Origin of the sequence: Flavobacterium silvisoli (assembly GCF_004329815.1) — a bacterium.
Lineage (GTDB): Bacteria > Bacteroidota > Bacteroidia > Flavobacteriales > Flavobacteriaceae > Flavobacterium > Flavobacterium silvisoli.
This window is the reverse complement of record NZ_SJPE01000003.1, coordinates 103709-118105: the sequence shown is the minus strand read 5'-3', so window position 1 is coordinate 118105 and position 14397 is coordinate 103709. Positions and strand designations below refer to the sequence as shown.

The 14397-nt window shown below is 37.8% G+C and carries 7 protein-coding genes; 2 read left to right on the top strand and 5 right to left on the bottom strand.

All coding sequences use genetic code 11. The annotated features are described in order from the left end of the window. Window positions 1–68: 68 nt before the first annotated feature. Both EZL74_RS04175 and EZL74_RS04170 read right to left on the bottom strand, forming a co-directional pair. Window positions 69–2453, bottom strand: coding sequence for a TonB-dependent receptor domain-containing protein (locus EZL74_RS04175; protein ID WP_131475339.1), 2385 nt, complete (start codon window positions 2451–2453; stop codon window positions 69–71). A gap of 132 nt (window positions 2454–2585) precedes the next feature. Then, the gene (locus tag EZL74_RS04170) at window positions 2586–7199 is read right to left on the bottom strand and encodes a T9SS type B sorting domain-containing protein (RefSeq protein WP_131475338.1); all 4614 of its coding nucleotides are present in this window, start codon (window positions 7197–7199) and stop codon (window positions 2586–2588) included. A 198-nt stretch (window positions 7200–7397) separates the two neighbouring features. Between EZL74_RS04170 and argS the strand changes: the two genes are divergently transcribed. After that, window positions 7398–9176, top strand: coding sequence for an arginine--tRNA ligase (argS, locus tag EZL74_RS04165; RefSeq protein WP_131475337.1), 1779 nt, complete (start codon window positions 7398–7400; stop codon window positions 9174–9176). 51 nt (window positions 9177–9227) lie between these two features. Here argS and EZL74_RS04160 read toward each other — a convergent pair whose 3' ends face one another. The 3 genes from EZL74_RS04160 to EZL74_RS04150 are packed head-to-tail and all read right to left on the bottom strand — an operon-like array spanning window position 9228 to window position 13214. Then, entirely contained in the window at window positions 9228–11750 is a 2523-nt protein-coding gene (locus EZL74_RS04160; protein ID WP_131475336.1) for a TonB-dependent receptor, read from the bottom strand. Continuing rightward, window positions 11750–12658 (bottom strand): FecR family protein, encoded by a 909-nt coding sequence (locus tag EZL74_RS04155; RefSeq protein WP_240034550.1) that lies wholly within the window; start codon window positions 12656–12658, stop codon window positions 11750–11752. The genes EZL74_RS04160 and EZL74_RS04155 overlap by 1 nt, the downstream gene beginning before the upstream one ends. Window positions 12659–12692: 34 nt before the next feature. Beyond that, window positions 12693–13214 (bottom strand): RNA polymerase sigma factor, encoded by a 522-nt coding sequence (locus tag EZL74_RS04150; protein ID WP_131475335.1) that lies wholly within the window; start codon window positions 13212–13214, stop codon window positions 12693–12695. Between the two features lie 102 nt (window positions 13215–13316). Here EZL74_RS04150 and EZL74_RS04145 point away from each other — a divergent pair, with 102 nt between their 5' ends. Continuing rightward, a complete protein-coding gene (locus EZL74_RS04145; RefSeq protein ID WP_131475334.1) occupies window positions 13317–14339 on the top strand; it encodes a hypothetical protein in 1023 nt (340 codons plus the stop codon). The last annotated feature ends 58 nt before the right edge of the window (window positions 14340–14397 follow it).

Sequence of the window (14397 nt, the reverse complement as noted above, 5' to 3'; positions counted from 1 at the left end):
AAATTGAAAAAGCCATGCAAATGCATGGCTTTTTCGTTCACTAATTAAACCAAATTAAATAGGATGTTTTACATCATTCCACCGCCTCCTTGGGTTTCGTTTTTGTCGCGTTGCTTTCTTTGAAGCGCTGCGTTTTTACCACCCCCAAAGCGATAGTTGAATCCTAAATAAATTGACTGACTTTCCCAGTAAAAGGCACCGTCTTGTTTGTACGGTAAATCGCCGTCGAAGCTGAAATTCATGGTGTTGAAAATGTCGCTGGCTCGAGCACTGATGGTGCCTTTTCCTTTCAGGATATTGTAGCTTGCACCCAGATCTGTCTTGTACATGCTTTTTCTTAAAAATTGTAAGCCCTGTTCTTGTCCGCGATACATACCGAAAAGTTGGAATCGCAGATTTTTAGAAGCTTTGAATGTGTTGTTGATTCTGGCGTTGAAAATAGAAACATCTTTTTCAATAAATGATGAAGAAACGGTACCTCTGATGGTTTTGAAATAAATATCGGTACCGATATTGGCACTCCACCATTTAGTGAAATCTAAATTTCCTGAAATTTCGGCTCCATAAGATTTGTTGTCTTTGAAATTGTCGTAAGACAAAATGTTTCGGTTAGGATCATTCGGGTCAATTTCAACTAAACGGGTGATTTCCTGAGTAATTACTCGATAAAACACTACGGTAGAGATAGAACCTATTTTTGTTTTTCGGGTATAGTTCAATTCAAATGAATTGGTAAACTGAGGTTTCAAATACGGATTTCCTATCGAAGAAACCGTTGGAGTGCTCCATTCTCTGATGGGGTTTACCTGACCGATGCTTGGACGGTCTACTCTTCTTGAGTAATTAAAGTTAAACGAGTTATTTTCGGATAATTTATATGACACATAACCACTCGGATAAAACGTGTTAATCTGATCGTTAAATTTTTCTTCATTTGAATTTAAAGCGTTGAATTTGGCATCAGCCTTATAATTTTCAAAACGTGTTCCAATTTGAAAGCCCCATTTTGTCCATTGGCGACCATAGGTCACATAAGCCGAATGTATTTGTCTTTCGTATTTAAAATCGGAGTTGTAAGCATAATTTCGGTTGAAAGTATTGTTGGTATTTTCGATGCGTGTCTCTAAACCAACTTCTAAACGGGCGTCATTAGGCAACGGATTGGTGTAATCTAAATTGATTTTAGTATTGTTATTAATATTGGTTATGTCGTTAGGGTCATCGCTCGAAGTGTTATTGGTAAAAGTCCTGAAAATGGTATTCTCGGTTCCTTTGTTGCGATTGAAGTTGTATTCTAATTCAATATTTTCGCCTTCTTTTTTGAATTTGTGTTTGTAATCTAAATTGTAGGTTCCGGAAGGATTGTAGTTTCTGCCATTGTTATTTTGAATAATGTCATATATGGCAGGGTCGTCATAATTTACTTCAGTGGTGCTGTATCCTGATGAAAAGAATTGATTTTGCGTGGTGTAGGCTGAAAAAGTATTGCGGTCGTCAATATAGTAGTCAACACCAATTTTATACAAATGCGAGGTGTTCTTGTTTTGAAAATTAAAATCTACCGCTTTCTCGGCATTGGGTTGGTAGCTGTTCACAAAACCATGGTTTTTTTGCTTTCCGTGATTAAAACCGTAATTGCCGTAAACATTGAATTTACCCACTTTATAATTCATATCGAATGATGAATTTACCTTAGGTGTTTTTGCGAAAGTAACTCCGTTGTTGATGCTTCCGTTAAAACCTTGGCCGGCATTTTTGTGTAAAACAATATTGATAATGCCGCTCATTCCCTCCGGATTGTACTTTGCTGAAGGGTTGGTAATTAATTCGATTTGTTTGATAGATGCTGACGGAATTTGTTTCAGTAACTGAGATGGATCGATATTGGTAGGTTTGCCGTCTACCAAAATTCGGACGTTTTCGTTTCCTCTTAAACTAATGGCATTGGTTTGCGCATCAACACTTACCGAAGGAATGTTGTTCATGATTTCGCCTGCAGTGGCTCCAGCCGAGATCAAGTCTTTTCCAACATTAATTACTTTACGGTCAATTTTTTGTTCGTAAGTCGATTTTTCTTTAACAATTTCTACCCCTTCCAATTGTACAGCTTCTTCCTCCAATAAAATAGTATTCATGCTAACACTTTTGGAGTTGACATCCAACGTTACATCAACAGTTTGTTTTTTATAACCAATAAATTGAAATTCGACCGTATATTTTTCTAAAGCCAAATTTTTTATGGTAAAATTTCCATTGTCCTGTGTGATTCCGCCCGTTATAAATTTACCGGCTTGTTTAAGAGTAACATTTACATAAGGAATGGGCTGCTTGCTGTTTTTGTCGATGACTTTTCCCGAAATACTACCGATGTTGATAGTGGCAGGAACTGAAGTTTGAGCTTGTAAAAAACTGATACTGCTCAATAGAACTACGAGTAATGCTCTTAATCTCATTTTTATTTTTGATTGATGATTTTGTTTAACGTTGTAGTAGACACCGAACGGTAAGATATGTTACAAATATTAACATAAAAAAACTCCCAAGTTGGGGACTTGGGAGTTCAAATAGTAGGTTAAGGCTGGTAATTATCGCTTCATAGCGAAATGGGCTTTGAATTCTTTTTCTTCGTTGTCTTTGTTTTTATAGCTTACACTGAACCAATAATCGTCAGAAGGCATGAGTGCTCCGTTGTAGGTTCCGTCCCAACCGCTGTTGTTTGGTCTTAGGTACTTTAATACCTTTCCGTAGCGGTCATATATGGTAATCATAGCACTCTTTTGGTCTGCTAAATCGCGAATGTTCCAAGTGTCGTTATATCCATCTCCGTTAGGCGTGAAAAATTTAGGATAGTTTACCACTAAAGCTTGAATGGTAGTACTTCCGCAACCGTATTTGTCGCGTACAGTAATGGTATGTACTCCCGAAGTCACATGATCAAATACCGGACTGTCTTGGAAGGCTTCATTATCCAATTGATATTCAAAGTTATTTCCTTGTCCTACAGCAACCACAGTGATGCTTTGAGAATCAGCAAAATCTTCATTAACAGTATACGATACAATTGCCGGTTCAGAAGGAATTACAGTAACATCCACCGGAACAGAAGCACAGCCTGTTATTTTGTTGGTTGCCACCAAGGTATAAACGCCTGGTAGAACAGCTTGGTACGAGGTACCGGTTCCAACTGTTTGCCCGTTTTCATTTTTCCAAACAAAACTATAAGCACTTGCCGGCAAACCACTATACATGGTGTATGGATTCAAAAGAGTACCGGTTTTGCTGTCAATACAAATAACACCGTCAACCGGAGTAGGGGCCGGTAGTTTGTTAACTACAATTGCTACTGTTTTAATATCATAACAGCTTGTGGCTAAAGTATTGCTAACTCTGACATACACTAACGGTTTGGTAGTTGATGTAACAGCATTAACCTGATTGGCTGCATCTGTGATGCTTTCATAGTAGGCAATTGTGAATTCACTTCCTGTTTGAGTTCCCAATATGGTTGCTGATAAAGTCGTTAAGTCAAATGAAGTTATACCATCATTGGTTCCGTCTTCATCACAAACGGTTCGCATTGTTATAGGTGCAGGGTTGGCAAACGGTGTATCAATTATGGTAACCGTAAACGAACTTTCATCTGAACATGAAGGGCTGAAAGGAGAGGTACCGTAAATGTATATTGTTTGCGAGTTTGAAATGATTGTTCCGGCTGTCAACATGGTTCCTGTACCACCACTTCCGGTAAAATAATTACCTACAGTAAGCACCGGAAGTTTATAATTTTCACAGATGGTTGTATTCGGTAAATTGTCAACGTTGTAAATAGTAGCTGTAAAACTGGTCTCACTGCTACAATCCGGTGTGGTTGCAGTATGAGCAAATACATAAATTTTCTGTGTGCTGGTGATAGCATCTCCGGCATTCAGTAAAGTGCCTGAACCGTTAGGCCCGGTGTAATAATTTCCTAAAGGTAAAGCCGGTAACGTATATGAATTACAAGCTGTAACATTAGCAAAAGACGGAAGCACCGGTGTTTTGTTGATAGTTACGGTAAAACTGTGTTCATCAACACAAGAAAAAGAAGTTCGGATTAACGATTCTTTGAAAACATAAAGTGTTTGACTCGTAGTCAGCGTAGTTCCTGCCGGTATTTCTGTTCCGCCACCATCAGGTCCGCCTGATAATGTGTAGTATTTATTGTTCGGAGTTAATGCCGGTAAAGTGTAACTGTCACAAGCTGTCACATCTGCCGGAGCATCCGAAGAAGTTGAAAAGATATTGATTTGGAAACTGTTTTCTATGGAACACGGAGGTGTTGTATTGGAAACTGCATACACATAAATTTTTTGAGATGTAGTAATCACGGTTCCTGCCGGTAACATAGTTCCTGTACCACCCGGACCGGTATAATAGCTTCCCACATTCAAAGCTGATAGAACATATTGGTCACAGATATCAATATCTGAACGTGAGTCTATATTAGGTAGCGGATTAATTGTTACTGTAAAACTTGACTGGTTGAAACATGTGGCATTTAATCTTTCAAAAATGTAAATCTTTTGAGTTGAAACAATTACGTTGCCCGGATATAAGATTACCCCGGTTCCGTCAACACCAGTGCGGTAACTTCCGTGGTTTAAAGCAGGGAGCGTGTATGACTCACATACTGAAACGTCGCTCAACACATCAACTTCAGGTTGGGCTATGTTTAATGTGAAATGCATATTCTCTGTACAATTGTTTAATCCACTGGTCGTAGGAGCATAGATATAAACGGTTGTGCTTGAGTTGATAACCGTTCCCGCAGGAATGATGGTTCCGGTACCCATTGGACCTGTAAAATAGTTCCCTATTGGTAAGGCTGGTAATGTATATCCGTTACATTGGTTTACATCGCTTGGTTGAGGCATACCAATGATTACATCAAAACTATCCTCATCAGAACAAGTAGTACTTACATTAGAGGAAGCATATACGTAAATAGTTTGACTGGTTGTGATAACATCACCGGCATGTAATAAGGTGCCTGTACCGTTTTGTCCGGTATAATAGTTTCCGATAGATAAGGGAGGTAAGGTGTAGGATGTACATTCAAAAACATCCGGTCTTTCCCCCACTTCCACTAATGGAAGTATAGTGATGGTTAAATCTGTATCGATTTCACAAAACGGAGCGATTTCAGTTTTATAGTAATAGTAAATTACTTGTGAGGATGTAAAAACGGTCCCTGTTGGTATAACTGTTCCCATTCCTCCCGGTTGAGTATAATAACGACCATAAGGAGCACTGGTTAAAGTATAACTACCACATCGGGTTACACTTGAAGGTGATAAAGAGGACGGATCAATAATTTTAACTTTGAATGAAGTGCTGGAACCACAAGTACCCGGGCCATCAGGTTGGTTATATATGTAAATGGTTTGCGATTGTATGATTTCGGTACCGGCAAATAAAGGAATTCCGTTTCCGTTTGGAGCAGTAAAGTAATTTCCGTTTACCAATGGAGGTAAAGTATAGCTGCTACATACAACCACATCATCTAAATCATCCACAGGAGGTATAGGCGTAACCACTAAATTGAAATGAGTAAGACTATAACATTGTGGATCGCTCACGTTTTCAACTCTAACATAAATCGTTGTATTTGGATACACTCCGGTTAAAACGTTAGTAATCGGGTTAGTACCGTTGTTCGCATCCAGCTGTGAGGTATAGTAACTTATGATGTTAATCGAAGCAGGTTGTCCGTTCAGTATTTGGGCATTTTGTTGTGTCAAATTGAACACTGCCGTGTTTTGGGTTTGTGAACGTGCACATTTTACAAAATCTGCCGGTTGGTTAGCCACGGGTCCGGGCGATACCATTAGCTGAAAAGATTTAACAACATAACATCCCGTAGTGGGTAGCTTGATTCTAACATATACAGTTTGACCACTAGCACTGTTGTATACTAGTGGTAGCGGATTAATACCATTTTCAGCATCTGATTGTGAACTATGATAAGTAACAACGGCTGAAGCATCTAAACCTGCTTTAACAATTGGTGTATTTATATCCAGATTGTAATTGTAAGTTGCCGCTCCCGAATCACAACGGTAGATAGTCGTAGGATTGGCTGTAACAATCTCCGGGTAATATTCTACCACAACATGGTCAGTAATCGGTTGACAAAAATTAGACAAATTAGTATAAGTTACTGTGTAAGTTCCCGGTTGATTAATAACTAAGCTCGAATTGGTTTCTGACGGTAAAACATCTCCGTCTTTTTTCCAAACAAATGTATAGTCAGCCGTGCTTAAACCAGTTGTCAAGGTTTTGGTTGTGCCAAAACAAACGGCAGCATTGTTTGCAATCGTCAAATCTTGGCCTAATACATCCTGACCTATGTTGAAACTGTCAGAAGATATAAAAATGGCCGAATCCGATTGTGGATCCAATCGGTCAGCAATAACTAATTTGATGTGATAAGGTACGTTTGGTATCAATGGGGCGGCTGCGGTCAATAATTTGGTCTGACCGTTAAAATTAGTAGCCGATCCAGCTGCTGCGGACCCACCGTTGAAACTGCCAAAATATTGAGCATTTGTTGAAGGACATGAAGAGTTATATTGAGAATCTCTGATGGTAACCACTGAAATAGGTAAAGTTGTGCTGGGCACAACCGCCAAATTTGTGGTCACTCCGGTATTCATATTGGTCAACAAAAAAGCAAAAGCATCCGAGTAATGACATTGATAATTACCGTATTCCTCTGAGGCAAAGACAAAGTCAAAACTAAAATTAGGAGAAATAGGTGTAAAATCGAACTCTAAAACAGTTGCGTTTTTTGAAACCATCGGGATACCTGATGCCGCCAAGGTAGCTTCTAAACTACTGTCTCCAGGCCAGGCAACAGATCCGTCATTTAACAAAGATGTATTTGGGCCTGCTGCATTCAAAGCGTTTCCGGTACTCAACACCACACCGCTGTTCATTGGGAAGTTTGGATTTGAATTTTGGAAAAAGCCAATTCCATTTGATGAACCAAAGTTTGATCCGGTTGACCAGGTTATGTTCGTAGCCGATACACAAGGGGAGTTAATAAGTACATCGTTAACCAATTGTGGTACCGTATGACTGGTTGTACTCACCGATAATGGTTGCGAAAAACCAAATATCGTAAATAATAAAATGATTACTAGTAATATCTTTTTCATGACTCGGGGATTTTGACGTAGCAAATATTGAATATAAAATCGTTTAAATGCAAAAAAAATCGATAAAAAGCACAAAAAAAATCAAATAAAAAGTAAAATACTTACAAAAATAAATTTTCAATGAATGTTTTTATTAATGAGTTTAGCATATAAAATTTCTTTAGTAATGTTTATCTTTGCCCACCAAAAAGAAATACCATGAAGCTCTCAGAAATGCTCACACAACACATACAAATCGCTATTCAACAATTGTTTGAGGTAACAACGGATAAAGTTGAATTTCAAATGACCCGCAAGGATTTTGAAGGCGATATCACGATGGTAATTTTTCCGTTACTAAAAATCATCAAAGGAAATCCGATCGAAATCGGAACTAAAATCGGTGATTATTTAGTACAGAATGTTACTGAAGTGAGTCGCTTTAATGTGGTTTCAGGCTTTTTGAATATCGTGGTTTCCGACAGTTACTACCTTACTTTTTTCAATGATATTAAAGGTAACGAACAATTTGGTTACGTAACGGCTTCACCAAATGATAAAGCCGTTATGGTTGAATATTCTTCACCCAATACTAACAAACCGCTCCACCTCGGCCATGTCCGCAATAATTTATTGGGATATTCGGTAGCCGAAATCATCAAAGCATCCGGAAAGAAAGTATACAAAACCCAGATTATCAACGATAGAGGCATACATATTTGTAAATCGATGTTGGCCTGGCAAAAATTCGGTAACGGACAAACTCCCGAATCTACCGGTTTAAAAGGCGACAAATTGGTTGGGAATTTTTATGTTGAATTCGATAAAGCATACAAGACCGAAATCAATGCTTTAATGGCTGAAGGAAAAACCGAAGAGGAAGCCAAAAAGCAAGCGCCAATTATTTTGGAAGCCCAACAAATGTTACTGGATTGGGAAGCCGGAAAGCCCGAAGTCATCGAGCTTTGGAAAACCATGAATCAATGGGTTTACGATGGTTTTGCTCAAACGTATAAAAATTTGGGTGTTGATTTCGACAGCTATTATTACGAAAGTAACACGTATTTGTTAGGAAAAGAAGTGGTACAGTTCGGTCTCGAAAAAGGCATCTTTGAAAAAGATCCTGACGGTTCGGTTTGGATTGATTTGACCGAAGACGGTTTAGACCGAAAAATTGTGTTGCGTTCTGACGGAACCGCAGTTTATATGACTCAGGATATAGGCACTGCCATTCAAAGGGTAAAAGATTTTCCTGATGTTGGCGGAATGGTATACACCGTAGGGAACGAACAGGATTACCATTTTAAAGTTTTATTCCTGATTTTGAAAAAACTAGGTTTTGACTGGGCAGAAAGTTTATTTCACCTTTCTTACGGTATGGTGGAATTGCCTTCCGGAAAAATGAAATCAAGAGAGGGAACAGTAGTTGATGCCGATGATTTGATGGAAGAAATGACCACCACAGCCGGAAACATAGCTACTGAACTGGGAAAACTGGAGGGTTATTCGGATGCTGAAAAAGCCCGCTTGTTCAAAACCATTGGTCTGGGCGCACTGAAATACTACATTTTAAAAGTTGATCCCAAAAAACAAATCTTGTTTAATCCTGAAGAATCTGTTGATTTTGCAGGAAATACAGGTCCGTTTATTCAATATACTTATGCCCGAATTCAATCGATTTTGCGTAAAGCCGATTTCGATCTGAATTTTACAGTAGTTGATATTGCTCTGCATGAAAAAGAGAAAGAGTTGTTGAAACAAATCGAACTTTTCCCAGATGTGATTCAAAATGCCGCACACAATCACAGTCCGGCTCTTATTGCCAATTATACCTATGATTTGGTCAAAGAATACAATTCGTTCTACCAATCGGTTTCAATTTTGGGAGAAGAAGATGCCACCAAGAAAATATTCAGGGTTCAACTTTCCAAAAAAGTGGGAGAAACGATAAAGTCAGCTTTCGGGTTATTAGGAATTGAAGTTCCTGAACGCATGTAAAATGATGAAAAGAGTTGATACAAGGTTGGTTTTGCCAACCTTTTTTTTATGCTAAAAACTCAGCTTAACATTTATATTCGGAGTCAAATCAAGCGCATAGGTATTGACGCTTTCCACGGTATTATTGGCAGTGTTTACGCGGTAAAATCTATTGATGCTGTTTTGTGTGTTTAAAACATTCAAAACGGAAACATTGGTTTGTAAAGCCATCTTTTCTGCTAATTTCCATTCTTTGGAAGCAGAAAAATTCATCTGAAAAAAATCATCCAATTTGGCATTGTTAGGCGAGTTGTAACTAATAGAATTATTATTGTCAACTGTAGTCGAAGCCGGAGTTGTTATGGGTTTTCCGGTATGCCATTTACAGCCCAGTGCCAATTTTACACTGTTCCATTCGTAAATTCCCGCCCAGGAAATGCAGTGTTTCAATTCGAAGTTATTGTAAAATTCAGGTGGTGTAAGCGATTTGAAAAAGTATTTATTGTCGTTATAGCTGTAACTCAACCAGGAATAAAAACGCCCGAAATTCTTTTGAATCAAAAATTCAGAACCCAAAACTTCATAGGAACCGCTTGATTTTACAAACTCAAACTGATTTTGAAAACCCTGACTACTCGTGGTAATTCCGGTAATTTTTTTGTAGAAATTGTCCAAAGTAATCAACCAGTTGTGTTTGGTATAACTAAAACCCAACGATAACTGTTGGCTCTTTTGAATTGGGATAGTGTTGTCGTTTGCTTGTGTCCAACGGCGTTTTTCGATGCCTAAAAAATCCTGCTGTAAATCGATTACTTGTGAAAGCGTTTGGCTTTTTTGTTCACCCAAAATTTCAAGACGTAAATTAGGATTTAAAGCCTGATTGAATTGCAGACGCGGTTCAATCAACGTTTTTCTGAATTTAGCAAAATAATTGCCACGAACACCAACTTTCAGAAATGTTTTTTTGTTTTCGTTTTCAAAAATTCCTTCTGCAATTAAGGCATGGGTCAATAATACATTGATGCTTTTTCGGGAAAAAAACGGCGAGTTGATTTCATCACTGTTGGTAACCCCGGTTTCGTTAAACTGATACCCTTGATTTACAGTTATTTTTTTTGAAATGACATTTGAATTTTTGAATTGAAAACCCAAATCCAACACACTGTTTTCCTGCTTCAAAATCTGATTGTTTTCTATCGATTCATTTTTAGAAACCAAAGTGTATTTAGAACTGTATAATTCTAGTTCGGAACTGTTCCTCTTATTCCAGTTGGTTTTCCAATGCAGGCTACTACCCAAAGTTTCTTGTGCCAAATCACTGTTTTTGCTGGCATTGGCAGTAAATTGATTAATGAAAAGCGAGTTTCGTATGACTATGGCATCAGCGGTAAGTTCATGTTTTGAACCTATTCTTTGTTGGTATTGACCGGTAAAATCATAAAAATAAAAAGCTTCATCAGTTTTAAAATTTACCGTTTGATTATTGTCCAGATTGGTAACTACCGTATTCTGAAACACTTTGTCTCTGTAATTTTTATAAGTAGGCGAGGCAAAAAAGTCAGTGAGTGAACGCCTGCCCGAGAGTATGATATTGGCTTTTTCTGAGGTTTTAATTTTGGTATAAAATTCAGCACTAATCAAATTAGAACTGATGCTCGATCGGCTTTTGGAAATAGCTTTTGTATGTGATGTAATGTCAATCAAACTCGAAACGCTTTCTCCGTAAAAAGCTGAACTTCCGTTTTTGGTTACTGATATTGTTTGTGCCAAAGAAGGGTTAAAAGCCGAAATTAATCCGAAGAAATGGCCGGTTTGAAACATGCGGATGCCATTCCAAAGAAAAAGATTCTGATCGTGCGTACCACCTCGTACATTGATGTTGGAAACCGTTTCGTCAACCGATGAAATCCCCGGAATTTGTTGCATGGTTTGTAGCACATCGGGCTCAATCAAACCCGGTAAGATACCGAATTTTGTAGGCTTTATTTCGAGACTTCCGTCATTTTTTTTATAAATTCCTGTGGTTAGGTAGCGCATGGCTATGACTTCATTCAGCTGTTGCGCCACAGCGGTCAGTTTGATTTTAGGACAATCGGATACGTATAAATCTATCGGACTTAGTTGTTTTTTTTCAAAACTCAAATGGGTTATTTCAATCGTGTTTGGCGAAACCAATGGCAATTCAAAATAACCTTTTTCATTTGAAAGTGTTTGAGTGGAAGTTTCTGAAATAGTGATTTTCGCGTTTTCAACAGCCAGTCCGGTATTTTCATCAAATAAGTAGCCGCAAAGTGGTTTGTCTAAGTGCCTGTTATTAACGACAGAATAATAGTTGTCACTAATCTGTTTTATTTTAAAGCCGGTTTTAGATTGGATGTAACTTATCTTCTCAGTCAGAGAAACCGATTCTTTGGGCGGAATTATTTTATAGATGATGAGTTCTGAATCAATGTAATTGAATTTTACATTGTGTTGATCGCTTATCTGATCTAAAACAGTTTTTAAAGCCACAGCATTCTGACCTTCCTGAGCCTGAGCTGCAAACAAGGAGAGAAACAGTGACAGTACAAAAAACAGTCTGTTTGGGTTTAACATTAAAAATCTTCTAAAATAACTTTTGTAGTTTCAAATTTAGAGATTTTTAAATGATATGTGGAAGAAACTATCTGTAAAGCTGTTTTTAAATTGTCAGCGGGCAGTGTTCCTGAGAAAAGCTGTAAATTTTCGTTGGCGTTTAATACGATTTCACAGTTGTATTGCCTCTGTAACTCATTTAAAATGCGTTGCAGTTTTTCTTTTTTGAAAACAATTTGGTTGACAGTCCACTCTGGTTTTGTGTTTTGAACGGTCTGTTGTTCAAAAGTATCAGCATCAAATGTCACCGAAGTACCTTTTGTGATGATTACTTCGTGATTATTGTGTACTACTTTTACACGACCTTCATAACAGGTCACATCAAAGCGATTGTCGCGCGCTTTTACGTTGAATTGAGTTCCGAGTACGGTCACGGTTCCCAGTTGAGTGCTTACCTCAAATTTTTTGCCGTGAGCGACTTTAAAATAAGCTTCTCCTTTTAAGTGCAGGGTTCGGTTGTTGTCCCAATTCCATTTTTTGTATTCAATTTCAGAACCGCTGTTTAACACGATTTGAGAATGATCAGGTAGTGCAAAACTGGTTTTCTTTCCGTTTTCGGCAATTTCTGTTGAAGTTGAAGTCGTTTTTACAAAGAAAGTCAACCCTAATAGTACCACAAAAACGGCAGCAATTTTCATCCATTTAGATTGGTATAGCGGAATTACCTTAGGTTCTTTTTGAGCTTTAGAGAGGGTGTTTTGATACAACAAATCGCTGTCAAAATCAGGGGCTTTCAACTGACTTGAATAGTCCGCAATTTTGACGTAAGTAGCATAGTCGGGAGTGTTTTGAAACGCTTGTAATTCCGCTTCGGTCATTTCTCCTGCCAGCCATTTGGCTAATTCGTATTTTTCTTCCATTGTATTCATTATGTTTGGTTAAACAGTCCGTAAGTAAAAAACCCTACTTGAACTGTTCTATTTCGGTTCGTAATGTGATCAGTGCTCCGTGTATTCTTTTCTCAACCGCTTTGACACTGATGTCTAAAATAACGGCAATCTCATGATATTTTTTTCCTTCAATCCGATGCAAAAGAAAAGCTGTTCTCTGGGCCTCGGTCAGGCTGTCTATGGCTTTTTCGAGTTTTTGTTTAAATTGTTCTTCTTCAATCAGGAACTCTGGATTTAAATTGGTTCTGTCTTTTTGAGTTTGACTCTGCGCATATTTTAAAACTACTTTTTGATGGGCAATTTCATTCAGCGAGGCATTGTTGGCAATCGTATATATATAGGATTTGGCTTTTTCCAACGGAACATTTTTACAGTTCTCCCATAATTTTATGAAAGATTCCTGAGTGATGTCGTTGGCTTTTTCTTCATTGCCAAATTTGAAGTAGAGATAATTGCGCAGGGATTTTACGTTGGCTTTGAAAAAACGAGAAAAAACTAATTCTTCACAAATACCATTAGAATCGGTGTGCTCCATTTTAATTTATATCGATTGTTTGAAGGTTTAAATATAAAATTTTTTTCGAAAGTAGGGTTTTTTATTGCAACTTTGTTTAACCTTTGAATTGAAGTAACAATTATGAGAAATTATATTTGGTTTGTTTTTGCTCTGGTAGCTTTGTCTTTCGCCTCTTGTCAGGACGAAGAGGAAAGCGTTAAACAAAGTGCAGCCAATAGTTTTGGTAAATCTTCTGCAATATCATCTTTAATTTCGAGAGTTTCACAATTTGAAACTACTTGTGATAACGTACTTGATAATACCAGTAACTTCAGCGTGAAATTACCGGTTCATGTAACGGTTAACTCCCAATATTGTTATGTAAACAGCAGCGCTCTTTACCCAACGGTTCAAAGTTACAAAGACAATTATGCAGGAGACGATGTGGTTCATTTTCAGTTCCCTATAACGCTGGTTTATCCCGACCATCAGGAAGTTTTAGTAAACAGTGAAACCGAATACAATGCAATTTTGGCGGCCATGGGTGATGACAGTAATTACCACGAAATTGACTGTATCAATTTTCAGTATCCTTTTACCATCAATAAGTACAATACCAATAATCAGTTAGCAGGTTCAGTAACGGTAACCAGTGATGCACAACTCTATGATTTTATTCATGATTTGACTGCCACTGAAATAGTTGGAATTGTATACCCGTTATCACTCAAAAAAACAAACAGTTCTTCTGTGATTACGGTTACCTCCAATAGTCAACTTGAGGATGCTATAGACAATGCAGTATTTGAGTGCACAACCGGTCCTATGCCTCTGGAGGTAGAAGAAGTCTTGACAAGTGGAACTTGGCGTGTCTCTTATTGCTATTACACCCACGATGAAACGTATTATTACGCCAATTATAATTTTACTTTTAACAGTAATGAAACGGTTAAAGCTGTCAAAAACAGCACTGTGATTTACGGCGATTGGGATGTTCATGATGAGTATGGTTATCAAAGGTTGGATTTGCATTTTGACGGTTCTACTCTTGAAGACTTAGAATCCAACTGGAGAGTGCTCGAAGTAAGTAGTACTTTCGTCAGACTCAAAAGCGAAAGCAGCAGCAGCGGGCAATACTACTATTTGAGTTTTACTAAAAACTAGACTCTTTTAATCACGATTTTACCGGCATGAAAATTTTCAATAAGAAGTTTCTAAATCA